General features: G+C 48.1%; 24 protein-coding genes and 2 pseudogenes. 12 read left to right on the top strand and 14 right to left on the bottom strand.

Annotated elements, in window-relative coordinates; translation table 11 throughout:
* Positions 1-10: 10 nt before the first annotated feature.
* The 7 genes from PPHA_RS05430 to PPHA_RS05460 are packed head-to-tail and all read right to left on the bottom strand — an operon-like array spanning position 11 to position 4,208.
* Positions 11-268, bottom strand: a complete 258-nt coding sequence (locus PPHA_RS05430; protein WP_012507867.1) for an antitoxin — start codon at positions 266-268, stop codon at positions 11-13.
* A 21-nt stretch (positions 269-289) separates the two neighbouring features.
* Positions 290-541, bottom strand: a complete 252-nt coding sequence (locus PPHA_RS05435; protein WP_012507868.1) for a DUF2442 domain-containing protein — start codon at positions 539-541, stop codon at positions 290-292.
* Position 542: 1 nt separating this feature from the next.
* Entirely contained in the window at positions 543-791 is a 249-nt protein-coding gene (locus PPHA_RS05440) for a DUF4160 domain-containing protein (protein WP_041526447.1), read from the bottom strand.
* A 36-nt stretch (positions 792-827) separates the two neighbouring features.
* Positions 828-1,520 carry an ABC transporter ATP-binding protein gene (locus PPHA_RS05445; RefSeq protein WP_012507870.1) on the bottom strand — a complete coding sequence of 231 codons (693 nt, stop codon included), beginning with the start codon at positions 1,518-1,520 and terminating at the stop codon, positions 828-830.
* A gap of 3 nt (positions 1,521-1,523) precedes the next feature.
* Positions 1,524-2,780 carry a glutamate-5-semialdehyde dehydrogenase gene (locus tag PPHA_RS05450; RefSeq protein WP_012507871.1) on the bottom strand — a complete coding sequence of 419 codons (1,257 nt, stop codon included), beginning with the start codon at positions 2,778-2,780 and terminating at the stop codon, positions 1,524-1,526.
* A 12-nt stretch (positions 2,781-2,792) separates the two neighbouring features.
* Entirely contained in the window at positions 2,793-3,881 is a 1,089-nt protein-coding gene (gene proB / locus PPHA_RS05455) for a glutamate 5-kinase (RefSeq protein ID WP_012507872.1), read from the bottom strand.
* 3 nt (positions 3,882-3,884) lie between these two features.
* Positions 3,885-4,208: a DMT family transporter gene (locus PPHA_RS05460; RefSeq protein ID WP_012507873.1), complete on the bottom strand. Its 324-nt coding sequence runs from the start codon at positions 4,206-4,208 to the stop codon at positions 3,885-3,887.
* Positions 4,209-4,358: 150 nt separating this feature from the next.
* Here PPHA_RS05460 and PPHA_RS05465 point away from each other — a divergent pair, with 150 nt between their 5' ends.
* The 3 genes and pseudogenes from PPHA_RS05465 to msrB all read left to right on the top strand — a co-directional run bounded on the left by PPHA_RS05465 (position 4,359) and on the right by msrB (position 8,130).
* Entirely contained in the window at positions 4,359-6,509 is a 2,151-nt protein-coding gene (locus tag PPHA_RS05465; protein ID WP_012507874.1) for a cation:proton antiporter, read from the top strand.
* A 217-nt stretch (positions 6,510-6,726) separates the two neighbouring features.
* Positions 6,727-6,912, top strand: a pseudogene (locus PPHA_RS16740) (transposase); the annotation flags it as partial.
* Between the two features lie 753 nt (positions 6,913-7,665).
* Complete coding sequence (gene msrB, locus PPHA_RS16745) at positions 7,666-8,130, top strand: peptide-methionine (R)-S-oxide reductase MsrB (protein WP_150085785.1); 465 nt, start codon at positions 7,666-7,668, stop codon at positions 8,128-8,130.
* 140 nt (positions 8,131-8,270) lie between these two features.
* On the opposite strand, the gene PPHA_RS05475 is transcribed toward msrB, so the two are convergent.
* Both PPHA_RS05475 and PPHA_RS05480 read right to left on the bottom strand, forming a co-directional pair.
* A complete protein-coding gene (locus PPHA_RS05475) occupies positions 8,271-8,897 on the bottom strand; it encodes a CsgG/HfaB family protein (RefSeq protein WP_397233782.1) in 627 nt (208 codons plus the stop codon).
* Positions 8,898-9,223: 326 nt separating this feature from the next.
* The gene (locus tag PPHA_RS05480) at positions 9,224-9,643 is read right to left on the bottom strand and encodes a (deoxy)nucleoside triphosphate pyrophosphohydrolase (protein ID WP_012507877.1); all 420 of its coding nucleotides are present in this window, start codon (positions 9,641-9,643) and stop codon (positions 9,224-9,226) included.
* A 219-nt stretch (positions 9,644-9,862) separates the two neighbouring features.
* Between PPHA_RS05480 and PPHA_RS05485 the strand changes: the two genes are divergently transcribed.
* A complete protein-coding gene (locus PPHA_RS05485) occupies positions 9,863-11,098 on the top strand; it encodes a vWA domain-containing protein (protein ID WP_012507878.1) in 1,236 nt (411 codons plus the stop codon).
* 187 nt (positions 11,099-11,285) lie between these two features.
* Here PPHA_RS05485 and rsgA read toward each other — a convergent pair whose 3' ends face one another.
* Entirely contained in the window at positions 11,286-12,347 is a 1,062-nt protein-coding gene (gene rsgA / locus PPHA_RS05495) for a ribosome small subunit-dependent GTPase A (RefSeq protein ID WP_012507879.1), read from the bottom strand.
* 196 nt (positions 12,348-12,543) lie between these two features.
* Here rsgA and PPHA_RS05500 point away from each other — a divergent pair, with 196 nt between their 5' ends.
* Both PPHA_RS05500 and PPHA_RS05505 read left to right on the top strand, forming a co-directional pair.
* Positions 12,544-13,329: a penicillin-binding transpeptidase domain-containing protein gene (locus PPHA_RS05500; RefSeq protein ID WP_012507880.1), complete on the top strand. Its 786-nt coding sequence runs from the start codon at positions 12,544-12,546 to the stop codon at positions 13,327-13,329.
* A 136-nt stretch (positions 13,330-13,465) separates the two neighbouring features.
* Positions 13,466-13,750 carry a hypothetical protein gene (locus PPHA_RS05505; RefSeq protein WP_012507881.1) on the top strand — a complete coding sequence of 95 codons (285 nt, stop codon included), beginning with the start codon at positions 13,466-13,468 and terminating at the stop codon, positions 13,748-13,750.
* An 80-nt stretch (positions 13,751-13,830) separates the two neighbouring features.
* Here the strand turns inward: PPHA_RS05505 and PPHA_RS05510 are convergent, their stop codons facing one another.
* The 4 genes from PPHA_RS05510 to PPHA_RS05520 all read right to left on the bottom strand — a co-directional run bounded on the left by PPHA_RS05510 (position 13,831) and on the right by PPHA_RS05520 (position 16,708).
* Positions 13,831-14,700, bottom strand: coding sequence for a UbiA family prenyltransferase (locus tag PPHA_RS05510; RefSeq protein ID WP_012507882.1), 870 nt, complete (start codon positions 14,698-14,700; stop codon positions 13,831-13,833).
* 455 nt (positions 14,701-15,155) lie between these two features.
* Positions 15,156-15,683 (bottom strand): glucosaminidase domain-containing protein, encoded by a 528-nt coding sequence (locus PPHA_RS05515; RefSeq protein WP_012507883.1) that lies wholly within the window; start codon positions 15,681-15,683, stop codon positions 15,156-15,158.
* A 247-nt stretch (positions 15,684-15,930) separates the two neighbouring features.
* Positions 15,931-16,080 (bottom strand): hypothetical protein, encoded by a 150-nt coding sequence (locus PPHA_RS15895; RefSeq protein WP_190274028.1) that lies wholly within the window; start codon positions 16,078-16,080, stop codon positions 15,931-15,933.
* 274 nt (positions 16,081-16,354) lie between these two features.
* Positions 16,355-16,708, bottom strand: a complete 354-nt coding sequence (locus tag PPHA_RS05520; RefSeq protein WP_012507884.1) for a hypothetical protein — start codon at positions 16,706-16,708, stop codon at positions 16,355-16,357.
* 349 nt (positions 16,709-17,057) lie between these two features.
* Between PPHA_RS05520 and PPHA_RS05525 the strand changes: the two genes are divergently transcribed.
* The 6 genes and pseudogenes from PPHA_RS05525 to PPHA_RS05550 all read left to right on the top strand — a co-directional run bounded on the left by PPHA_RS05525 (position 17,058) and on the right by PPHA_RS05550 (position 25,357).
* On the top strand, positions 17,058-17,945 hold the full coding sequence (locus tag PPHA_RS05525; protein WP_012507885.1) for a hypothetical protein: 888 nt from the start codon (positions 17,058-17,060) through the stop codon (positions 17,943-17,945).
* A 4-nt stretch (positions 17,946-17,949) separates the two neighbouring features.
* The gene (locus tag PPHA_RS05530) at positions 17,950-18,417 is read left to right on the top strand and encodes a methylated-DNA--[protein]-cysteine S-methyltransferase (RefSeq protein ID WP_012507886.1); all 468 of its coding nucleotides are present in this window, start codon (positions 17,950-17,952) and stop codon (positions 18,415-18,417) included.
* Positions 18,418-18,566: 149 nt separating this feature from the next.
* Entirely contained in the window at positions 18,567-19,436 is an 870-nt protein-coding gene (locus PPHA_RS05535; protein WP_012507887.1) for a helix-turn-helix domain-containing protein, read from the top strand.
* A 28-nt stretch (positions 19,437-19,464) separates the two neighbouring features.
* Entirely contained in the window at positions 19,465-20,595 is a 1,131-nt protein-coding gene (locus PPHA_RS05540) for an efflux RND transporter periplasmic adaptor subunit (RefSeq protein WP_012507888.1), read from the top strand.
* Positions 20,596-20,690: 95 nt separating this feature from the next.
* Positions 20,691-23,907 (top strand): annotated as a pseudogene (locus PPHA_RS05545) (efflux RND transporter permease subunit).
* Between the two features lie 28 nt (positions 23,908-23,935).
* Positions 23,936-25,357 carry an efflux transporter outer membrane subunit gene (locus tag PPHA_RS05550; RefSeq protein ID WP_012507890.1) on the top strand — a complete coding sequence of 474 codons (1,422 nt, stop codon included), beginning with the start codon at positions 23,936-23,938 and terminating at the stop codon, positions 25,355-25,357.
* Positions 25,358-25,386 lie beyond the last annotated feature (29 nt).

Genomic DNA, 25,386 nt, shown 5'->3' on the forward strand with positions numbered 1-25,386 from the left:
GGCCCAATTTTCAATGGTTTGATGATGTAGATGCAGATATTGGTATCTCCTCGCGAATCTGCTCTTCAGGCTCCTCTCGCTGCAATTGAAACCCTGGCTCAAACTCCTCCAGAGCAGTGTCAAGCATTGCCCATGACTTATCAATCGGCAACAGTAAAACTCCATTACCGAAATGTTTGATAAGAACATCGGTGCCCTTAAACCGGTACTCCTTGGGCAATCGGATAGCCTGGCTCTGCCCGGATGGCAAAATGCGTGCAGTATCCATACTCTCTCCTTAACCGACCATTTACAGTGCTGTCTCGCCATGAACCCATAATTCATGCTCGCTAATATCAATATCTTTCTGCCAAATAACTGCGTAACCACCCACATCCACCTTCACTGCACTGAACAGTGCTGCGTTTTTTAAGGGAGCAAACATCTCTTTCTCAAGCAAAGGTTTAATGTCATAGGTTTTCTTCTGATGATTATCAAATTCAACGAGAAGTGAATAATCGTCAATTGCTGTGGCACTTATGATTTTTGGATGATTCATCATACTAATCCAGCGGTGGGAGATTGTGAAATTCTTGCTTATTCCACATCTCTTTTAACTCAGATTGATACATTGTTGCCCATTCATTGACCAGCTTTCGTGCTCTGCCGGGTAAATCACCTTCAATCATTTCCATGGTATCGATGTTGAACAATCCAATATGTTCTCCATAGACGGCATGAAAATGTGGTGGTGGGTGATCACCAAAAAACAATTTAATGACTATTCCGTAAAATCTGGCTATTTCAGGCATTTTTGAATCCATGTTTTTGTCTCAGGTTTTTTCGCTTCACCCCCCGCAGGGATGCAACTGCCCATCTGCCATGCGCAGGCAGCGGTCGGCGAGGGCGGCGTACTCTTCGTTGTGGGTGACGATGACGAAGGAGGTTTGGCGCTCCTTGCTCAGGCGGGCCATGAGTTCGTAGAGAATGCGGCTGTTCTGGTTGTCGAGGTTGCCGCTTGGTTCGTCGGCCAGTATCAGTTTCGGGTTGTTCATCAGGGCGCGGGCAATGGCGACGCGCTGCTGTTCACCACCGGAGAGTTCAGAGGGGAGGTGGTCGAACCGCTCCGAGAGGCCAAGGCTTGCAAGCAGCTCTCCGGCCCTTTTTTTTGCGGGCGGCAGTTTGCCGGTGGCGATGAATTCGGGCATCGCCACATTTTCGAGGGCGGTGAAGTCGGAAAGGAGGTGGTGGAACTGGAAGACGAAGCCGATTTTCCGGTTCCGGAACGTTGCCAACGCTTTTTGTGAGAGCGTGTATTTTTTATCCCGGAACAAAACTTCCTTGTCAAAGAGGATTTCGCCGCTGTCGGGTGTGTCGAGGGTGCCGAGCAGGTTGAGCAAGGTTGTTTTGCCGCTTCCTGAGGCACCGATGACGGTCACCATCTCACCTTCGCCAAGCGTGAGATTGACTTTGCGGAGGATCTCGATGCTCTTTTTCCCCGGAAGGGTGTAGGACTTGCTGATATTTTTTGCTTCAAGCATTATTTATGCTGGTCTGGTTTGGCCGTTTCCTTCAATAATCCATTTATATGTTGTCAGCTCTTTCAGCGCCATCGGGCCTCTGGCATGGAGCTTCTGTGTACTGATGCCGATCTCGGCGCCAAGTCCGAACTGTGCGCCGTCGGTGAAGGCGGTTGAGGTGTTGGCATAGACCACGGCGGCATCGACCCGTTTGAGGAAGGTTGCCGTTGTCTCGGGGTCAGTCGCGATGATGGCTTCGCTGTGGCGTGAGCTGTAGCGGGTGATATGCTCCAGCGCTTCTTCAAGGGAGGAAACCGTTTTTACCGACATTTTCAGAGAAAGGAATTCGGTGCCGAAATGTTCCGGTTCAGCCTGATGGAGCAGGTCGTCAGGATAGGAGCCCTGCAGTGCCTGAAAGGCGGCCTCATCAGCAAAGAGCATCACCTGTTTTTCCTGAAGCGGTTCTACCAGAGCAGGGAGGTCGGCGAGACGCTCCTGGTGGATCACGAGAGTATCAAGGGCGTTGCAGACGCTGGGGCGACGGGTTTTGGCGTTGAAGATGATATGCTTGCCGAGGTCAAGATCGCCGCTTTTGTCGAAATAGGTGTGCACAATGCCTGCGCCGGTTTCGATGACCGGAACCTTTGCGTTGTTACGGACAAAGTCGATCAGCTTCTGGCTTCCGCGTGGAATAATCATGTCGATATAGCCGACTGCGTTGAGCATGACGGCGGCGGCTTCCCGTTCTGCGGGCAGCAGGTAGAGGGTATCAGGATTGATGCCATGCTGCTTCAGGACGGAGTGGATCAGTTCGACAATGGCAATATTGGAGTACATGGCATCACTTCCTCCTTTCAGGACGGTTGCATTGCCCGATTTCAGGCAGAGCGCAAAGACGTCGAAGGTGACGTTTGGCCTTGCTTCGTAGATGATGCCGATCACGCCTATTGGTACGGTCACTTTTTTCAGGTTGAGGCCGTTCGGCAGCACCCGCTCTTCAAGCAGTGCATCAAGCGGAGAAGGGAGTGAAGCGACATTACGGATGTCGGCAGCAATGGCATCAAGACGCGATGCATTCAGCAGCAGCCGGTCAACCATGGGGTCAGCCGGATCCATTCGTTCGATATCTTTCTGGTTTGCCTGGAGAATGGCCTCCTGGTGAGATGGTATGCTGTCGGCAAGGGCGCAGAGCAGGCTGTTGATGGTTTCGTCGGTGAGGGTGATGATCTCCCTGCTTGCCTGCTGGACGGCTATGAGTTGTTTCGTTATCGTTTCTTTCATGTCGGGCAGAATTCAGGTGGTGATATAGAGGTAATCGTAATGAATCAGGGGTTTCTGATCCTGCAGACCCATGATTGCAACTGTTTTTTCCGAGCTGTATTGCGCCATACCGTAGCCGATGATGGTTCCGTCCGTCGCACAGACCTTGATGATGTCGCCTTTCAGGAAACGCCCTTCAACCGATTCAATACCGACCGGCAGCAGGCTGTTGGCTCGATCTCCGGCCACCAGGGCCATTTCAGCGCCCATGTTGACGGTGACCGCTCCCTTTTCCATCCCTTCGCTGTTTGCAATCCACCGTTTCGGGCCGTGGGTTGCCTTTTGCGGCAGAAATTTTGTGCCGGTCTGTTCTCCCTCAAGAAGCGAGAGGAGAATACCGGGAGTGCGTCCGTTGGCAATATGGACGGTGATGCCGAGACGGGAGAGTTTCTGCGCGATATGGCACTTGGTCAACATCCCTCCTCTGCCGAATTCTGATTTTCCCGGATTGATATACTGGTGGAAATGTTTGGTCGAGGGATCAATGATGGGGATGATGGTGCCATTGCCTGATTTCATGTCAAAAAGGCCATCAACATGCGAGAGAATGATGTAGCCCTCAACATCCATCATGGATGCAATGAGGCCGGAGAGCTCATCATTGTCGGTAAACATCAATTCGGTCACTGACACGGCATCGTTCTCATTGACAACGGGGATTATGTTTTGCTGCAGAAGGGAGCTGAAGCAGGTCTGCATGTTGAGATAGTGCAGGCGGTCGCTGAAATCGCTCTTGGTGACCAGAATCTGGGCGGTGATCAGCCCGTGCTTTGCAAAGAGCTCGTTGTAGCTGCTGATCAGTTTGATCTGGCCTGTAGAGGAAAGTACCTGGCGGGCCGCAACCGGCGCGATGGTTCCGGAGAGTTTGACCACCGAGCGTCCGGCGCCGACAGCTCCCGACGAGACGAGAATGATCTGAATTCCCTGTTTTTGCAGTTCCGCAATCTGGGTGGTAAGCTGCTGGAGAATTTCAAGGTCAAGTTCGCCTTTTTTTGTGGTAATGACGTTGGTGCCGACTTTGACGACTATTTTTTTATAGAGAGGATTGATCAACTGTTTCATGCGTTAGTGAACCTCTTGACTGAAATGCAACCCTGCAACGCCGATAATAATCAGCAGCAGGGATGCGAGTTTAATGGCGTTTATACCTTCACCGAACCAGATGACTCCGATAACGGTAATTGCTGCCGTTCCAATTCCTGACCAGATTGCATAGGTCAGGGCGATGGGAAGTACCTTGAGCGCCAGCGAAAGAAAGGTAAAACTCAGCCCGTAAAAAATAAAGATAAAAAGCGTTGGTGCAAGTTTACTGAATCCGTCAGATATTTTCATGCAGGTGGTGCCGGATACTTCAAACAAAATCGCCATAATCAGATAGATCCAGTGCATTGTTTTCTTGCAGGAAAAAGGTTACAGGAGGCCGGGTTGTTGAAGTTGAGGCCAAAGAGAGATGCGGCCGGTTTGTGTTCAACTGAAAAGATATGCATATTTCACAAAAAAGTGCCGACGGGCCCGTGATTAACTTCTGGATTGTAAACGATGGTGTTGATGAGCCTGATAGATATATCACTGCCCTTGAAAAATCCGGTATTACAGTTTTCGCTGCTGCTCCTTATCATCCTGTTTGCTCCCTTTCTTCTCAGCCGGCTGAAAATTCCAAGCCTGATCACTCTTATCCTTGCCGGAGCGCTCATTGGCCCTCATGGATTGAATCTGATGCTTCGTGACAGCAGTATCATCCTCTTTGGTACGGTGGGTCTGCTCTACATCATGTTTCTTGCAGGCCTTGAGATAGATGTTGCCGATTTTCGCAAAAACAGCAGCAAAAGTATCCTGTTTGGACTTTATACTTTCCTTATCTCCATTGTACTCGGTATTGTTGTAGCGCTCTATATTCTCCATTTTTCCCTGCTTTCATCCATCCTTATCGGCAGTATCTTTGCCTCTCATACGCTCATTGTTTACCCGGTTGTCAGCAAGCTTGGCATAGCCAAAAACAAGGCGGTCAATGTAGCAATCGGTGGCACACTTATCACCGACACTCTTGCTCTTCTGGTGCTTGCAGTTGTTGTCGGACTCTCGGAAGGGGAGTTGACTGCCGCATTCTGGATACGACTTCTTATCGGTATAACGCTCTTCAGTCTGGTTGTCATCCTGCTCTTTCCCGTTATAGCCCGATGGTTTTTCAAGCGTTTTGACGACAGCGTGCAACAGTACCTCTTTGTTTTGGCGATGGTCTTTTTCAGCGCCTTTCTTGCCGAGGCCGCAGGTGTTGAGGCTATTATCGGGGCATTTCTTGGAGGTCTTGCCCTGAACCGCCTCATCCCGCGGACATCACCGCTCATGAACCGCATCAAGTTTGTCGGCAATGCCATCTTTATTCCTTTTTTTCTGATCGGGGTTGGTATGCTGATCAATATTCAGGCTTTCTTCAAGGGTTATGAAACCATTGAAGTTGCTGTGGTCATCACCATTGCTGCTACGGTGGCCAAATATCTTTCAGCCTGGATTACCCAAAAACTCTTCGGCTTTTCCCTTGACCAGCGCAGACTCATTTTTGGACTGATCAGCGCACATGCCGCACTCGCACTGGCAACCGTCCTGATTGGTTACAATATTATCATTGGCTATAGCATTACTGGCGCTCCTGTCAGACTGCTCGATGAAAGCGTGCTCAACGGCACGATTCTCTTTATTCTGCTAACCTGCACGCTGGCAACCATAGTTGGGGAGAAAGGGGCGCAGAACATTGCCCTTGCCGAAGCGGCAGATGATGTTCCAGAACCCGGAGTGCTTGCCGCTGATGAGCGTATACTGATTTATATGAACGACATCAGCACGGTTGATGAGTTGGTCAATCTCAGCGTAACCGTAACATCTGTCAAAAACCGCAAGGGTATCTATGCCATGCATGTCGCCGATAACAGCATGCCCGATGAGACGCAGGAAAAACGTGCGGGAAAAATTCTTGAAAAGGCTGCAGTTGCCGCATCATCCACTGATAACAAGCTGACGGGTTTGCTTCGTTATGACAGCGATATACTCAATGGTATTGCTGGCGTTATCAGAGAACAGAAAATTAACGAACTGATTATAGGCCTTCATCATAAGCAGAGCCTCATGGACAGCTTTTTTGGCAGTTCACCGGAAAGCATTCTCCGACGCTGTAATGTCACCACTTTTATCTACAGATCGGTTCAGCCCCTTGCCACCATCAAACGAACCATTATCGTAATTCCTGTAGGAGCAGAAAATGAGGTTGGTTTTGTATTGTGGATGCAGAGCGTCATCAATATCATAAAAAACACCGGCAGCAGGATGGTCATCTATGCATCCCGTCAGACTATTGCTTATCTGAAGGAGGCTTATAGAGAGAGCATTGTTCATGCCGAGTACAAGATGTTCAAGGAGTGGGCTGATTTTCTTGTGCTCTCAAATGAGATAAAAAAAGACGATAACCTTATTATCGTCATGAGCCGGAAGAACAACATCTCCTATCACGCCAGGATGGCAAAGATACCGCTCTATCTCAACAGGTATTTCCAGAAAAACAGCTTTATCCTCATTTATCCCGTTCAGAGCGGCATTCCAGAAGATACCTGTGATGACATTCCCGTCCGGACGCGCCAAAAATCAGTCATTAATTTTGAAAAAATCCTGAACAAGATCTACAAAAAAATCCGTCGATGATCCCACTCTAAAAAGTGGGGGACGTTGTTGATATTTGGTACTTATTCAAATATTTAGTTAAATTTCGGATAATTTTCAGCAACTCAAAAGGGGAGGTAACATGCCGCGTGGAGCAAGACTTGATGCACCCGGAACTCTCCATCATGTGATGGTGCGGGGTATTGAGGGGTGTCGAATCGTCATGGATGACACCGATCGTGATCAATTTGTCCTTCGCATGGGCAGGCTGGCAAAAGCAACAGGCACGGAGATCTACGCATGGGCATTGATGATCAATCACGCCCATATCCTGCTTAAGAGCAGTGAGGAGGGTTTATCGTCATTTATGCGCAAGCTTCTGAGTGGCTATGCAACAGTGTACAATCGTCGCCACAAGAGGTATGGTCATCTCTTTCAAAACCGATATAAATCGATCGTCTGTGAGGAGGAGCCCTACTTTGTGCGGTTGGTCAGCTATATTCATCTTAACCCGTTGAGGGCAGGAATTGTGCATTCCCTGGAGGAACTCGACCAGCATCGGTGGAGTGGTCATGCGGTCATCATGAAGCAGTGCAACCATGAGTGGCAGGAGAGCGACTTTGTGCTGCGCTTTTTTGGGGAAAAGGAGGGGATGGCCCGAGAGGCATATCGACTCTTTGTTGAAGCGGAGAGCAGAAAAGGAGAGCAGCCTGAGTTAACCGGTGGAGGGCTGATTCGTTCAACCGGAGGGTGGTCGGAAGTGAAATCGCTGAGGCAGCGCGGAGAAAAGCAATTCGGCGACGAGCGGATTCTCGGTAGCAGTGCATTTGTCAGGGAGATACTTGACCAGGCAGATGATTCCGTAAAGGCTCTTATACCAGCGTCGAATTTCAGTCAGGATGCTGCTGAAGAGCTTCGTAAAAGATGCGGAGAATGTGGCGTTGCATTGCAGTTGATGGAGTCCGGCAGTAAAAGAGATGAGTGTACGGCATTGCGAAAGGAACTCGCGGTGAAATTTATCAGGGAGTTTGGATTATCATATGCTGAGACGGCTCGTCAGCTTGGTGTGTCAACATCAGCAGTGAACCAGATATTTCGACGCCTGGCACGAACGACTCTTTTCATTCTGATGACTATTGTTACACTGTCGGCATGCAATGGGGCCGCGCCCCCAACAATAACTGAAAAACCCAAAGCCATGACTGAAAAGCAACATCCGGCCAATCCCTATTACTCGCGTACCGATACAACCAGCCTCAATCTTTCTGATGCCATCTGGAAGGAGGTGCTTTCTCCGGCAGTATATGAGGTGGCTCGCCACGGTTCAACCGAGCAGGCATTTTCAGGAAAATACTGGGATTATGAGGGGCGGGGAAGCTACTTCTGTGCAGCATGTGGCAATATGCTTTTTCGCTCCGACGCCAAATTTGCCACTACCTGCGGCTGGCCCAGCTTTTTTGAAACCCTGCGCCCAAACAGTGTTCTCTATCGGAAAGACTCCTCTTTTGGTATGGAGCGGACAGAGGTCGTTTGCGGACGCTGCAAAGCACATCTTGGTCACGTTTTTGACGATGGGCCGCCTCCAACGGGAAAGCGCTTCTGCATGAACTCAGTCATACTTGAATTCGAGCCGGATAAATCCTCATCGAAAAAGCAGCCATAAAACTATAAAAAGAGGTCATGTAACTGATGGATTCTGGTAATACGGAAGTTCATAACATCAGCGGTTTCAGGCAGGGCAATCATTCAATGCAGATGCAAGGGGGCGTACTTCATGAGCCGCCCCCTTGTCAATACTGTCAGTTAATCTAGTTGAATTGAACCTTTGGTCTTTTCTCTTCTGGATCTTTCCTTCGATCTATACTCGTCCATGCAACCACTATCCTTTCCTTCTACCAGAGAGCACTCCAGGTACTCGACTATTTCCATGATACAAGCCCTGATTGCTTTCCCTACAGGAGTATTCTGATACTGGCCAAGGTTACCGCCAAAGCCTCCACGGTGTACACCTACGCTGATACCACTGGATTTTGATGTGGCCTCTACAGTCCGGGCATCATAGATTTCGCCTGTTTCAACATCAATCACTTTAAGGTCGACAGCCATATAGGCCTTGTCCTGCCTGCCTCCCAAACTGATACCACCAAAAGAGAGTCCCCCTCCGCCACCGCTTGTGTTCTGTTCAAAGGCTGAAAGTGTAGCAGCGACCAGATACTTGGCACCGGTAATTTTCCCTAATCGTGCCCTTGTTCTGGGATTTACCCTTCCGGAATCACCCAGATCCTGTTCATTGAGAACAGCGTCAAGTTCTCTCCTTTCGAGTACTCGAAAACTGTTCGTCGATGCCAGTTCTGCAATGAGCATATCCTGCAGATCCGTTCCCACACTCCCTTCCCACCATCCTGCAGAGGTGTGGTTTGTGAATCTCAATACCCCAAGACGAGGTTTCTCTTCGGCGAATCCTTGAGAAAAAACAGAGATTGAAAAAAGAAACAAAAACATCAGAAAAAATTTAATCCGCATAATGATCCTCCGAGGGGTAATTAAGGTTAAAACAAAAAATCTGTAAAACAGATGTCTTAAAAGTATCACAGTAAAAAGAAAAACCAAAGCATGTAAGGAATACTGGCCTTCCTGTACTTGACTTTTTCAGTCATTTCTCTTGAGCTATTACGGGTAAAAATTTCGTATATGTGTTGACAACACAGGGGGAGATCGAATGATTTAACCGTTTTTGCTCAACGTTCCAGCCTATTTCAGGACGATCTGATTTGTGCAAGGTACTCTTCGAGTATCGGCACATCGGCATCGGGAAAGTTGTACAAGCCTGTTTCATAAGGAGTTATCCAACGGAGTGCTTGATGTTCAAGCGCCCTGGGCTCCTCTCCATACAACAGGCATCGGTACGGTATAAGCGTCAGGGAAAAATCAGGGTAGGTGTGGAAACAAGGGGTCAGGCGCTGAATGATGTTCACCGTCACACCGAGTTCTTCCTGAAGTTCTCTTTGCAGGGCAGCTTTTTCCGTTTCATTCTGGTTTACCTTGCCGCCGGGAAATTCCCACAGGGATGCCATCGACTTCCCTTCGGGACGTTGTGCGACAAGAAACAAACCTTCCTTTTCAATAATCGCACAGACAACATCCCCGATATGAGGAACATTTTCTATAACAGCCATTGAGGATGCCCGGTATTTTTGTCAGTGAGGTGTTGCATCGTGCGCCACTTATTTTCCTTTGCAGGATGGTATGTTTTCCTCTCTTTCAGAGACATGATACGAAATCCAGAAGAAGTACAGACGCTTATTCCGGGTTTTATGAGGAGAGTGCAAGAAATGAATGGGGATATCGTCATTAATCTGAACGGAAGGATTCTCAACTGCAATCGTGTGATTATCATGAAGAAACAATTATTGCCACTGCTTGTTGCTGTCTGCGCAGCCACCGGAACAACATCTCTTGAAGCAAAAACTATAGCCGGTTCAGACAATGCTGAGGTCAGGGGAGTGCAGGCGCTCTCGCTGAGGAAGGCCATGGAGGGTTATGCACGGCAGTACGACAATCTCAGGTTGGTTGAACAAAAATGCCCTCGTGATTACAGGCTTGTTCAGCTCTGTTTGCTGCTCGATACCAGCAACAGTATGGACGGACTGATCAATCAGGCAAAGAGCCAGTTATGGCAGATCGTCAACGAACTTTCAAGAATGCATAAACGGGGCGAAAACATTCGGCTTGAGGTCGCGCTCTATGAATATGGCAACAACAACCTTCCGGCAACGTCGGGATATATCCGTCAGGTGACTCCGTTTACGGAAAACCTCGACCTGCTTTCCGAAGCGCTTTTCTCTCTCGACACCAACGGCGGTTCGGAGTATTGCGGGCATGTTATCGGCAGCAGCCTGAACCAGTTGCAGTGGAATAGTTCCCGGGAAGGTCTGAAAATGATTTTCATTGCGGGTAATGAACCGTTCAACCAGGGATCGATTGATTACGATGTGGCTTGCCGGTGGGCTGCCGGAAAGGATATCGTGGTCAACACCATCTACTGTGGGGACTACCGTGAAGGTATCGGATCATTCTGGCAGAGAGGGGCCGTTTTGGGTGGTGGCAGCTACTTTGCCATCGACAGCGACAGGGATGCAGGAGGTATTCCGACACCTTATGATCATGATCTGGTACTGTTGAACAGCCGGATCAACAGCACCTATGTACCCTATGGCAAGGCTGGAAAAGAGAGCATTGCCCGCCAGTCGCAGCAGGACGCGAACGCTGCAAAACTTTCCGCACCCGTTTCGGCAGCAAGGAGTGTCTCAAAAGGATCGAGTCTTTACAAGGCTTCGGAGTGGGATCTGGTCGATGCAGTGGAAGAGAAAAAAATAACAACCGGTCAGCTCAAGAAGGAAGAACTGCCGGAAGAGCTGCGGAAGATGAACACCGGTCAACTGAACGGCTATGTTCAGCAAAAAAAGAGAGAGCGGGAAGAGGTGAAAGCGCAGATTACAGAACTGAGCCGGAAACGGGATGCCTATATCCTGCAGAAACAGAAACAAAATGCTGGTGAACAGAGCCTCGGCTCAGTCATTCTCAAAAATCTGAGGGCCCAGGCCGAAGCCAAAAACTTCAGGTTCAAGTAAATCTGCACTCCGTTGAAAAGAGAGCCCTGCAGAGGGCTTTCTTTTCAACTATTGCGTCAATTTCGGAAGTGTTCTTTATGATCATTTGATACACTGTTTTATTTGTAGGATTTATGCTTATCGGTAAGGTGAGTAGCAGCGGGGATTGAAACCCATTCGCATGAGTCGGTTGTCCGATCCAGCTCATTCATCTTTTCAGATTCTTCTTTGCTGTCTTGATGAAGCGTCCGAATGCCTTATCCTTTTTCCGCTTCTCCAGGTAGGACATCTCATAGTGTTCTGACTCTTTCCGGAGCTTCAGATAGCCTGCATAGCGCTCTTCACTCAACTCTCCACCTGCAATTGCAGCAAGAACCGCGCATCCTGACTCCTGTGTATGGCTGCAATCGGCATAGCGACAGGCCCCGGCAAGCTCAATAATATCTTCAAACCCCTTGTTGACTCCTTCACCGGCGCCCAGAAGGCCCAACTCTCTCATTCCGGGCGTATCGATGAACATAACGCCATTGTCAAGCACAATAAGCTGCCGACGCGTCGTTGTATGTGTGCCTTCTCCCGTTCCACTGACCGCTTTGGTATCAAGATCATTCCGTCCAGTCAGGTGATTGATCATCGTCGTTTTGCCGACTCCCGACGAACCAAGCAGGCAACAGGTTTTTCCTGGAAACAATACCTCCCGGAATTCGTCATATCCAGCGCCGGTCAGATTACTGAGTGCGATAATTCTTGTCGTGATTCCAGCCTCTTTTATAGCCGAAAGCTTCTCCTGCAGTTCAGCGTCGGAGATCAGATCCGTTTTGGCAAGAATGATAATTGGCTCAACATGCCCGTCAGCCGCCATGACCAGATAGCGGTTCAGTCTCGCCAGATTAAAGTCAAAGTGACAGGACTGGACAATAAATGCGAGATCAATATTGGCTGCAATCATCTGGTATTCCACTTCCATGCCGGCACGCTTCCGGCGTAAAAACGTTTTTCGTGGAAAGAGCCCATGGATGATTGCCAGGGTGCCCTCATTATGATACTGCACACTGACCCAGTCGCCGACACAGGGCAGCTCAACCGATGACTCAACCTGGAAAGAGAACTTTCCCGCAAGTTCGGCAGGAATCTCACCGATTTCATTCCTGACAAGGTAAGAATTGCGATCAACGGCTGTTATGCGTGCAATGTTCTGACCCTCATGGCGGATGTCATCGATATGTGCTTCGAACCACACGTCAAAGCCCAGATCACTTAATGTTATCATAATCTGTCATTGAAGACTGTTAAGACTGATCTGCCCGATTTTGGAAAAAGAGGGCCATTATTTTTTCGCTAAAGATAACGTGTAAATCATTTCGCAAAAACAGCTATTATTTCATCCTGAATCGATTTTACCGTTTTGTTATTTTTTTGTGAATTTATTCAGAGTAAACCGATACCATTTTGGGAGTTAAAAGAGAATGAAACTACTGATATTATTGCTGCTTTTCTTTGGCGTGCCGACGCGTTCGGGCGCGCAGGAGATCGACAGAACGCTTTTCGGCGCCTTGGATACGGCGCTGGTGATCGTTAACCGCTCCTCCGGTGCTGTGACCGATGTGAATCCGGCACTCAGCGCTCGGCGAATGTCTCCCTGCTCAACATTCAAGATTTATAATACTCTTATCGGCTTGCAGCTCGGCCTGATCAAGGGAGCCGATGATCCCTGGTATACATGGGATGGTGTGCATCGGGATATCGATGCATGGAATGGCGATTTAACTCTTCGTGAGGCGTTCCGGGTTTCGGCAGTGCCTGCTTTTCAGGCGCTGGCAAGAGCTATCGGGCCTGCACGGATGAAGACATATATCGAACGGATCGGCTATGGAAACGGGGATATCTCTGCGGGGATCGATACTTTCTGGCTTCCCCGGAAAGGAAAAACCGGAATGCTCATCAGCGCCAAAGAGCAGGTCGCGTTATTAAACAAACTGCTTGACGGCAGGCTGCCGTTTTCCGGAAAGCATGTGAAAACACTTCGTGAAGTCATGCTGGTAGCAGAAACTCCAAAAGGGAAACTCTATGGCAAGACCGGATCAGGCAAGAGTGCTGACGGCAAAGAAGAGCTCGGATGGTTTGTCGGCTTTCTCGAAAGTGGGGGAGTCGAGTACGTGTTTGCCTGCAACATCACCGGCGGAGAGCATCCTACAGGAAAAGCCGCCCGCGCTATCGTTGAAAACGTTTTCAGGTCTCAGAATCTTCTGTAGATGCAACGCATCAGCTTCGGTTATGCCGGATCCCCATCTGAAAACTGATTATAATTATTGAATGACAACGCAGGTCGCGTCATGACATGAGGGTGGTTATCCGGCATACAACTATCTTACTGATGTTTTGTACGCTATGGTGATACATAAAGAGGAACAATCGATAGCAATAAGCACTACAGAGTTGAGGCGTAACCTTCGGAAATACCTTGATATCGCAAACAAGGAACGGGTAATTATCCAGTGCGGGAAGAGCGAAACCTTTGAAATTATTCCTGCCCGGAAAATGAGCGACATCAACCGGTATTTTTCGGACCCAAAGGTCGTTGAGCATTTACAGCATTCTCTTCAGCAAGTTGAGGAGAGTAAAACCACGGTTCTCAAAAAATCAGATATCAATAACCTGCTTGGTCTTGAGTAATGGGGTATACGCTTTTCTACACTGACGTTGCCCGACAGGATACAGAGAAACTTAAAAAAGTTGATGAGAAACGAAAAGCGTTATCTCGAATAAAAGGCGATCAGGCCAAAGGAGAGGAACAGAACAGTTGCGAGGAGAATGGTTACGTCACTGATCTTCCGCATAAACGACTCTTTGTTCTCTTGGTACATACTGGCGATGACGATCACGGCAGCGTTATTTGCCAGCAGGAAATAGGTGGATCCCGGAAGGATGTTCGTGAAGGTAAACAAGAACAGCACGGCTCCGGAGATCACGCTCGTGATGATGAGGAACTGTTTGGTATGCAGAAAGGAAAAGGTGTTGGCTATGGTTTTGATGCCGCTTGAGAGATCGCCCCGGCGGTCGCGCATGTCCCACATGACCTCGATAAAGAATGCGCAGATAAAGAGATAACCCCAGCAAATCCAGGCCTTCGGTGAAAGTGTCTGACCCTCAAAAAAGAGGGGAAGAAAGATGATGGCGGTGGCCCAATCGAGCGGAGGGGTGATGTTTTTGACGACGTAGATATCTTTCAGGCGCCGGGCACCGTTCAAACGACGGGAGAGCAACGCCGGGAAGCATTTATGGTTATAAAGAAATCCGATCAGAATGATCAGTGCCGTTGTATAGAATGCCTGTTGTCCGAATTGGAAGGCGATAACGAGTGAGATAAAGGAGAGCAGGTAGAAGGTGACATAGGTGATAAGCGTTTCGTTTTTCCGGGCGTTTTTCAGACCATCAGGGTCATTCGTCGTATCTTCAACATCATCGGTAAGCCGATTGTCCTGATAGATCGAAAAGGTCAGCAGAAAGACGGTCAAAACAGCCCATCCATTAACCGGGATATCGAAATAAACAGACCAGCTTGCTGCTCCAATCGCGGAAAGCAGCGAGAGGTGTATTTTATTTCTGAAGAAATAGTTCGGCACGTTGTGTTCCCCCTACCGATTATGAGATTTTTTGGGTGTTTGTAAAGCAGTTCACTTTTTATTGTGAAGTCATTTTCTGTTTATTCCGTTCCTTCGTGCCATTCCGGATTTCTCCGTTTGAGCATTCGTAAATTTACTTAACTCGTCTCATTACCTGAACAAATTATGACGGCCATGACTGGCACCGTAATATGTGGTTCCTTGAGAATCTCACTCGATGCCGTACATTTGATGGAACCGCCCCTCCATGAATAAAGTGAGTGACACGTCACCTCAAATCGGATTGTTGTATTCGGGCAGTAATGGTGACCGATGAAGGGGACTGCTGAGATGATGTACTGCTTGGCGGAAAACGAATTGGGGTTGAATTCCCCGCTGCAAGCGACGGGGGATTCTATTAAACCAAGGGAAGGACGCTCATTTCCTGGTTAATGAAACTGCTTTATAGGGGGATATTAAATAGTTTTGATAGCATTCAAGGCTCCAAGAACTGTTCTTTTCCAGACTCCGGCATTTCCGGCATAGTTTGTCTTACTGATTGCAGTTATCCATTGTTCCGGTTCTGCTCCTTGCTTCAGCTTATCGTAAAATACTTTTTTTGCAATGAACTTGCAGAAGTGATCATAGGACTCTTCGGTATTTTGATACTGCTTGTATTGAGATTTCCATGAAGCGTTGTTTTTTCCTGTTAACCCGAAGTGATTGTTTAATTTTGTTGCAACCCGTGAGGTACCGGCACCCGACTCAACAAGAGCTATAGCTAATATGACATTGGCTGGAATAGCATATTCTGCGGCTTTTGAGTCAGCATGGTTTTTATGGGTAATAACATAATCAGTTGTCACCCTGTTTGCAGCAAGAGCAATGTTTTGGGATGGAATCAGTGAGGTGACGAAAAAGAAGAACAACAAGATTGCTTGATTGAAATACTTTCGACTAATCTTGTTGGCAAGAAAAATATTATGGTTGGATAATGCAGTCATTAATTTTTCGTTATGATTGGTTCTTTGAATATGTGTGAATATACCACAAGGCTATATTCAAATTAAAGTTATCAAAAGCGGTACAGCAACTCCTGTGTGATTTCCAAGCTGATATCTATCTTACCGCTTGACTTATCATGTTTAAAAGGAGCTCGATAGCATTAATTCAGAATCATATCGGCAAGAAAAAGTGCCTGTATATGCTATTACAAACTTGCAAGGTGTCTCTTGATACCTTGTTTGTTGATCATATGTGGGTTCGGAGAATGGTGTTGAAGGTTTTGTTAAAACGCTTGACGACAAGAAAAGGAAAAACGCCAGTACAGGATGTATCGTCGTAATGCTTTAATGAGCGGTTTACGGAGTAGATGAGTGATCGATCTATCGGGTGAATCATAGGCATTATTTTTTTTATATACTCCAATGTATGAATATATCTCGTAAAAACAAAAACAATATACACTATAAATGCGTTTCTCCTTTAATATCAAGAAGATAGAGCTCTTCAGGATTTTTAGCAGCGGGGCACCATTTTAACGAAGAGTATCCAATGGAACCTGGCGAACGGGAAATAGAGCCTATCATCAGGAACGTTGTTTCTGAAAGACAAGCATCATCGTCCTGGATTTTCTGGCCGTTTGAGTTGCGAAAAAATAAACCGGCTTTTCAGGTTATTTCTTTCTCAGTGCAAGAGCCGTCCAGATTGCCCCGAGCAGATCGATTACCCCAAAGAGAAGGAGCATGGGACTTGCAAGGCCAGACCAAACAAAGGCGGTAAAAAAAAGAATGACTGATGCGCGGGCATAGACTGTCCAGTGGAAAAACTCGGTCATCTCCTGGCGGACTGCCTGAAAGTCGTAAAAAGCCAGGAGGCAGGCGAAGAATCCTGTGACTCGAATCCAGACTTCACCTGTGGCGGCAAAACCAAAAAACATCAAAATGGGGTTGGGCATTACCATGAGGCCGCAGCCCATAAGCAGCTCATAAATTCCAAATACGAAAACACTTTTCGCTGCATTGCTCATTTTTTCCTCCTTAGAGTTTTTTATCCAGGCTTTGAAGATTATCATTGGGGCCATTGAATGGTTATGCCGTGTCAATGATCATTTTCCAACAGTAACTTTTCCCGCAATATACTGTTTGCTGTGAATTTATCTTGTGGTCGTCTGTCATGCGGTGGGTAGAAAATGCATTATTCTGTTATAACTGTAGCTATTGGGTCAAGTGGCCTGTTTGTAAAAAAACGGCAACATCTCTCTTCTGAGTTGAAGAAAGAACAGTTCAAGTGATAACTTGTGAGGACAATAGATAGAGGAACCGTTGTCGCTGGCCAAAACAGATTCCTCTTTCTCCTCTTCAACACAAGAAGACATTATGACCATTTTACTTGGTAGAGTTGATCGCATCTTTGATTCACTTGAGCATTTCTGGGAGCATAAGCAGACGAAGCGAACTGCTGCGAATGTTCTGATTATTGCTTTTCTCGCGGCTCTCTTCCTCATAGAGTTTCGTCGTCAGGGATGGCTGCCGGAGGAACTTGCATTGATGGTGCCGTCGAGCCACTATTACGCAATTAATATAGCCTTTTCCATGCTGCTTGGCCTTGAAGTTCTTGGCTTGGTTTTCAGTCTTGCGAACTCGCTTTCAGATTCGGTTGGCAAGCAGTTTGAAATTCTTTCGCTTATTCTGCTTCGGCAATCGTTTGAGGAATTTATCCACTTTAACGAACCTCTGGTGTGGGTGGAGACATCAAAACCTGTACTGCACATTCTTTCCAATGCTGGCGGTGGTCTTCTGATTTTTCTCCTCCTCGGCCTTTATTACAAACTTCAGCAACATCGTGTCATTACACAAAGCTCTGTTTCGACAGCAGATTTTATTGCATCAAAAAAGCTGGTTTCGCTTTTGCTTTTAATCACTTTTATCGGAATTGGTATCACTGATCTCCTCTTTTACCTCTCATTTAAGCCGATATTTGATTTTTTTGCCATTTTCTACACGGTTCTTGTTTTCAGTGATGTCTTGTTGGTGCTGGTTTCTTTACGCTACAGCTCAAGCTATGAAATCCTTTTTCGCAACTCTGGCTTTGCTGTCGCCACAGTGGTTGTTCGGCTTGCACTGACGGCTCCGCCCTTTTTTAATGTTCTTCTCGGTATTGGAGCAATGGCTTTTGCTATTGGCATTACCTTTGCCTACAACGGGTTTAAAAAAACAGAGATCGTAAAATCGTTATCTGCAGCTTTACCGGAAAAAAGCGCATAAAACCATGATTATCTCTTTTCAGCAGACCACTATCGGCAGGGTTGCAGTAGCCGAGCTTGATGGTGCGATAACGAACCTTTTTTTTGCTGATGAGATTGTGCCGCAACAAGCAGCAGTCGGGGAAACGGAACTGCTCACGCAGGCTTTCCGACAGTTGAATGCCTATCTTCAGGGAGAGTTGAAAGATTTTACGCTTCCGCTTGCCCCTTCAGGAACACCTTTTATGCAGCGTGTCTGGAAGAATCTCCGCACTATTTCCTATGGATCAACGGCGACCTATCAGGATATCGCCCTCGCTTCAGGAAATCCCCATGCAGCGAGGGCGGTGGGGATGGCGAACCACAAAAATCCAATTCCTCTTTTCATACCCTGTCACCGGGTTATTGGCAGTAAGGGTGCACTTACTGGCTATCGTGGCGGACTCCAGTTGAAAATGGTTCTGCTGGAGCTTGAGCGAAGGGGTTGTGGTTAGTTGAGAAATGTGCAAATAATCCAAATTTTCTGGAAGATTGTCTATCGTTATGCAACTTTCAGCAACTTATGTTGTTAATCTGATGTTATGATTGTACAAAGAGATAGGTGATTGCAAAAGGAGCGTAATTTATTTGTGGCGAGTTGAGTGTGATAGAGGTTTCTCGTGACATACCGGTAGCACGACTTGAAAATACGTTTTTCGGGATTGTCGATATCGAAGATTCAGGGTTTGAACTGGCTCGTGAAAATCACCGTCACGATTTTTTTGAGATTCTCTGGTTTACCTCTTCGGTCGGTGTGGCTCATTATATTGATTTTGAACCCTATCCTGTCGAATCGGGTCTTGTTTATTTTATGGCTCCCGGTCAGGTTCATGCCTATGAGGGGCCATCTCCATCAGGTTATGTTATTGTTTTTTCGCTTGAGATGTTCAGTACAATCATGAACCCGCAACTCCGGGTGTTGTTTAATCCTTTCATGAACAGCGGGGTCAGGATAGGCGAGAGTGAGCATGGAGTGCTTCTTCAGTTGGCAGGGCTTATGGCTCTTGAATGCCAGGGGAAGAAGGACTTTTTCATTCTGCGCTGTTATCTCAAGGTTTTTCTGCTTCAGATTGCAAGAATCCATCATGAATCTGCTTTTGCGCTTGACAAGGCCGGTCAACGCATGAGCTTGCTGTTTGAGTTGCTGGAAGCAAATTTCCGCAAGGAGCGTCATGCCGGGTTTTATGCTTCGGCACTCGGTATTACTCCAAAACGACTCAACGAAATTCTTCACCAAAAATTCGATCTGACGTTGACTCGTATCTTGCATATCAGGCTTATTCTTGAGGCCAAGAGGGAGATCGCGTATGGCAGAAAAAGTTTCAAGGAGATCGCTTTTGAGCTTGGTTTCAGCGATCAGGCTTACTTCAGCCGTTTTTTCAAGGTTCAGACTGGCATGATGCCGGCAGCCTTCCGGAGCAGGATGTTCCGGCATGTAAAAAGTGATGAGGCAGATATTGGTTCAGATGGATAATTAATAAAAGATGATGAGTACATATTTGATGAAAAGATTTTTTCGTATTCCGGTTTTGATCGGCATGTGCGTACCGCTGTTTTTTTCCGGTTGTGGATCGGGAGGAGGTGGTAAAGATCCCATGAAGCAGGGAACTCCGGCCTTACCGGTTATGACGCTCAGCACCTCTGACGCGAGTGTGAAAGAGGAGTATTCAGCTCTTCTTGAAGGAAAGGTCAATGTTGAAATTCGTCCGCAACTCGATGGTACGCTTCAGAAAATATATGTTGATGAAGGGGCATCTGTAAAAGCAGGGCAGCCTCTTTTTAAAATTGATGACCGGGTTTACCGCGAGCAGTATAACAGTGCGTTTGCAGCTCAACATGCCGCTGAAGCTGGGCTGGCTGTTGCAAAGCTTGAGGTCGAAAAACTGCTGCCGCTGGTTCAGAACAAGGTGATCTCGGATATTCAGCTTAAAATTGCGCGGGCAAACTATCAGGCCTCACTTGCTGCTGTTGAGCAGACGAGAGCCAGCGCCCGTTCTGCAGCCGTTAATCTTGGTTATACGGTTATCAAGGCTCCGGTAAGTGGTTATATCGGTAAAATCCCTTTCAGGATTGGCAGTCTGCTCAGTCAAAACCAGAGTGAGTGGTTGACGCTTCTGAGCGACGTCAGTGAGATCTATGCTTCGTTCAGTATGAGCGAAATTGCTTTTATGCGTTTTCGTCAATACTATCCCGGAGTGACATTACAGGAAAAAGTTCGGCAAGTTTCACCGGTTTCGCTGATTATGGCAGATGGCAGCACGTTTTCGGAAAAAGGAGCCATCAGTACTATAAGCGGCCAGTTTGATCAGGCAACAGGCTCCGTCAGGATAAGGGCGGTTTTTCGCAATCCGGAAGGGGTGCTTCGGTCAGGCAATACCGGCAAGGTGGTCATCGAATCGCTTTCACGTAATGTGCTGCTGGTTCCGCAGGCTGCTACCGTTGAGCTGCAGGACAAAGTCTTTGTTTTTCAGCTTGCAAAGGATAACAAGGTGACGAAGCGGGTGATTGTTGTTTCGGCAAAGAGTGGCAACAATTATATCGTGAGTTCAGGCGTGAAACAGGGGGATGTTATTGTTACAGCCGGAATTGAAAAATTACAGGATGGGGCACTCATCAAGCCAATCAAGAAGTGATCAGCTTTCAGCAGCTTCCCGGTAATGCAAGAGTTTAATGGGTCGAGAGATATTTTTTCCGCACAGAGAGGGGAAAGCTAAACGCAGGTATTGACATGTTTGAACGATTTATTTCCCGGCCAGTTCTGGCTACTGTTATTTCGGTAATTCTGATCATTCTTGGAGTGGTGGGCATGAACCAGTTGCCCATTACCCGATTTCCCGATATTGCTCCTCCGAGTGTTTCGGTTACGGCAAGCTACCCTGGCGCCAGTGCAGAGACCGTTGGCCGTTTCTGTGGCTCCACCGCTTGAAGAGTCGATCAACGGGGTCGAAAACATGACCTACATGACCTCGACTTCAGCCAACGATGGCTCCCTTTCCATCACGGTCTTTTTCAAACAGGGAACCAACCCAGACCAGGCGGCTGTGAATGTGCAGAATCGGGTGTCGCAGGCTACCAGCCGACTGCCTGCAGAGGTTGTTCAGATCGGTGTTTCGACGATCAAGCGCCAGAACAGCCAGATTATGCTGATCAATTTGGCGAGCAGTTCCAAACAGTATGATCAGATTTTTCTGCAGAATTATGCCAAAATCAACATTGTTGATGATCTGGCAAGGGTTCCGGGTGTAGGTCAGGTTTCGGTGTATGGCAATATGGACTACTCCATGCGGATCTGGCTCCGTCCGGAGCAAATGGCTGCCTACAAGGTGACGCCGCAGGAGGTATCGGCAGCCATTCAGAGCCAGAACCTTGAGGCCGCTCCGGGATCCTTTGGCGAGAACAGCGGCGAGTCTATGCAGTACGTGATGAAGTATAAGGGAAAGAATGCTTTTCCCGGTGATTATGAAGATATTGTGATCAGGGCAAACTCCGATGGATCACTGCTTAAACTTGGCGATATCTCACGGGTAGAGTTCGGCGCTTACCGCTATACGGTCAATACCAGGGCAAACGGAGAGCCTGCTGTGGTGCTTGCGGTCTATCAGGCTCCGGGCTCAAATGCCAACAAGGTTGAAACCGAGCTTCGCAAGGCTCTCGAAAAAGCATCGCTCTCCCTGCCAGCCGGTATCAGCTACTCCATCCCCTTCAGTTCAAAAAAAGTTGTGGATGAGTCGATCCAGCAGGTTCAGCATACCCTTATTGAGGCCTTTTTGCTGGTTTTTCTTGTGGTTTTTCTCTTTCTGCAGGATTTGCGCTCAACCATCATTCCTGCAATTGCCGTTCCGGTTGCCATTATTGGCACCTTTTTCTTCATGAATCTCTTTGGCTTTTCCATCAATGTTTTGACCCTTTTTGGACTGGTGCTGGCCATCGGCATTGTTGTTGATGATGCCATTGTGGTTGTTGAAGCGGTTCATGCAAAAATGGAGCAGAAAAACTATCCGGCCAAAGTTGCTACGGTTTCGGCCATGCGGGAAATAACCACAGCAATTGTTACCATTACCCTTGTGATGGCATCGGTCTTTCTTCCGGTCGGTTTTCTTGCGGGTTCAACCGGCGTCTTCTACCGGCAGTTCGCCTTTACCCTTGCGATTGCCATTCTGATCTCGGCAGTCAATGCCCTGACGCTCAGTCCGGCACTTTGCGCCCTTTTTCTTACCAATCTGCATGATGCGGATGGTGAAGCAAAACATAAAAAGCTGAAAAAATTCGGTGGGGCGGCTCACCGCTTTTTTATCGGGTTCAATGCCGGTTTTGACTCCCTGAAAAGCAGATACCTCCGGAGCCTTATCTTTCTGATCCGTAACAAAAGTATCACCTTTGGTATGCTTGCGTTGATTGTTGGCATTTCCGTCTGGATGCTCAAAACGACGCCGACCGGATTTATCCCTGACGAAGACAACGGGTTTGTCATTGTCTCCGTCAACCTGCCTCCCGGAGCCTCTCTTGCCCGTACCCAGATTGCCATGGGAAGGGCTGAAACCATCCTGCGCTCCATGAACGGGGTGAAAAAAGTGGTATCGGTTTCGGGTATCAATATTCTGACAAGAAGCTCCTCCCCCTCATCTGGCCTGATGTTTCTTCAGCTTAAAGATCTGAAAGATCGAGGGAAAGATGGGCATATCAAGAAGATTCTGGCCTCAATTTCACAGCGCCTGGGCAGCATCAAGGAGGGCTCTTTTTTCGCCCTTGCAATGCCAACGGTGCCTGGTTTCAGTACGGTGGGTGGCCTTGAATTTGTATTACAGGATCGCAGTGGGGGGAGTCTTGAAAAGTTCAATGGTGTTGCGCAGGGGTTTATCGGTGAATTGATGAAACGACCTGAAATCGGTTTTGCATTTACCACCTTTAATACCTCTTCTCCTCAGTACGAACTTGTTGTGGATAATGTCAAGGCTGGTCAGCTTGGGGTGAATGTCAAAGAGCTTATGACGGTCATGCAGGTCTATTATGGCAGTATGCAGGCTTCAGACTTCAACCGTTTTGGCAAGTACTACCGGGTCGTGATGCAGGCTGCAGCCGCAGATCGTTCAGAGGCCTCCTCCCTGAACGGCATTTTTGTTAAAAATTCCACTGGCTCCATGGTGCCGGTTACCTCGCTGATTACCCTGAAGCGGGTCTACGGCACGGAATCGGTTGACCATTTCAATCTTTTTAATGCGGTCTCTGTCAATGCCGTCGTCAAGCCGGGTTACAGTACGGGGCAGGCCATTAAAGCCGTTGAAGAGATTTCTCGCACCAGTCTGCCTGCAGGTTTTACCTACGACTGGAAGGGTCAGAGCCGCGAGGAGCTTGAATCGAGCGGCGGACTGATTTTTATTTTTATGCTTTCCCTGCTGTTTGTCTACTTCCTGCTTGCCGCACTCTATGAAAGTTACCTTTTGCCGCTGGCGGTGATGTTCTCCATTCCGACCGGCCTGCTTGGGGTTTTTGTCGGGATTAAACTGGCGGGTATCGAAAATAATATTTATGTCCAGGTTGCTGTGATCATGCTGATCGGGCTTCTGGCCAAGAATGCCATTCTGATTGTTGAGTATGCCCTGCAGCGGCGGGTTGCGGGTAAATCGCTCTCTGCATCGGCCATTGAGGGCGCAAAGGCAAGGCTTCGACCGATTCTGATGACCTCGCTCGCTTTTGTAGCCGGGTTGCTGCCGCTCCTCTTTGTTTCAGGGCCAGCCGCACAGGGAAACCATTCCATTGGCGCGGCGGCCATTGGCGGGATGTTTGTAGGAATGCTCCTTGGAATTTTTGTTGTTCCGGTACTCTTTGTCACCTTCCAGTACCTGCAGGAGCGGATAACCGGGCCGGCCTGCACCATTGTTGAAGCAGGAGAGATTCTCGAAGAGGTCATCAACAGGGAAAAGGGGAGCGCCGGGCTGGTATCATGACAGGTAATGATGTATTAATGGTTGAGCTATGAGAAAACTGAAGAAAAATGGCGTATGGGTACTCCTGCTTGTGTTGATGGGCAGCGCAATGGCGGCCTGCAGTTCCGTCGGAGAGTATAAAAAACCGGAAGTGGCGTTACCTGCAGCTTACCGTGGTGTTGCATCCGGGGTTAGTAATGCGGATTCTCTCATCTCCCTGTTACCCTACCGGAGCTTTTTTGCCGACGAGGCATTACGGACGTTGATTGACAGTGCGATAGTGAACAATATTGATCTGCAGGTAGCACTGAAAAATATCGACTACGCCCGACAGAGCCTGAACTCTGCAAGGCTCGGAATGCTTCCTACACTCAACATTGGCGTTGACGGAAGCCTCAGCCGTCCCTCTGATAATGGCCCCCAGGCAAAAGCGGAACCGGACAAAACAACTGAAAATTATACGGCATCAGCATCCGCTTCATGGGAAGCCGATATCTGGGGGAAGATCCGCAGCAGAAAAAAATCGGCTCTCGCTTCATATCTGAAAACAGGTGAAGCTGCCAGAGCTGTGAGGACGAGACTGGTGGCAGATGTGGCTGATGGGTATTATAACCTGCTTATGCTTGATGCGCAGCTCGCCATGTCGAGAAAAAACCTTGCACTTGCCGATACGACGCTGCAGATGATCCGCCTTCAGTATGATGCCGGTCAGCTCACCTCTCTTGCCGTGCAGCAGCAGGAGGCCTCAAGACAATCCATAGCGCTCGCGATTCCGCAGCTTGAACAGAGAACCGCCGTGCAGGAAAATGCCCTCAGTTTGCTCTGCGGCAGGATGCCGGCAACTATTTTTCGTGACCGATCCCTTTTCACTCTCAAGGTGGTTGATACGATTCCGGCTGGCATTCCCTCTGCCCTGCTGCAGAACCGGCCTGATGTCCGGGCTGCAGAGTTGGCTGTAAGAGCGGCTCATGCCAATATGGGAGAAGCGAAAGCAACCCTTTATCCCTCTCTGACGATTACGGCTGAAGGAGGTGTGAATGCACTCCGTTCAAGCGATTGGTTTACCTTTCCAGGCTCTCTCTTCGGTTTTGTACAGGGCGCCCTTTTGCAGCCGATTTTTCAGCATGGTCAGTTGAAAGCTAAATACGAACAGTCAAAAATAGAACGGGATCAGTCGGAATTCGCATTCAAGCAGGCCGTACTCAAAGCGGTAGGAGAGGTCTCCGATGCATTGGTTGCAGTTGAAAAGGTAAAAACTCAGGAGCTGATTGCGGCGGAACGGGTTGCAACCCTTCAGACTGCACACTCCAACTCAGGAATGCTCTTCCGGAGTGGCATGGCGACCTATCTTGAAGTTATCGTAGCCCAGACCAATGCCTTGCAGGCTGAACTTGCTCTTGCTGATATACGGCGCCAGCATCTTGCGGCACTGGCTGAACTCTATCGTTCACTTGGCGGGGGATGGCGTTAAAGAGGTTGCCTCTCCGGAATTGTTTCCGG

The sequence above is a fragment of the Pelodictyon phaeoclathratiforme BU-1 genome (assembly GCF_000020645.1).
In the GTDB taxonomy this organism is placed as follows: Bacteria; Bacteroidota; Chlorobiia; order Chlorobiales; family Chlorobiaceae; genus Chlorobium; species Chlorobium phaeoclathratiforme.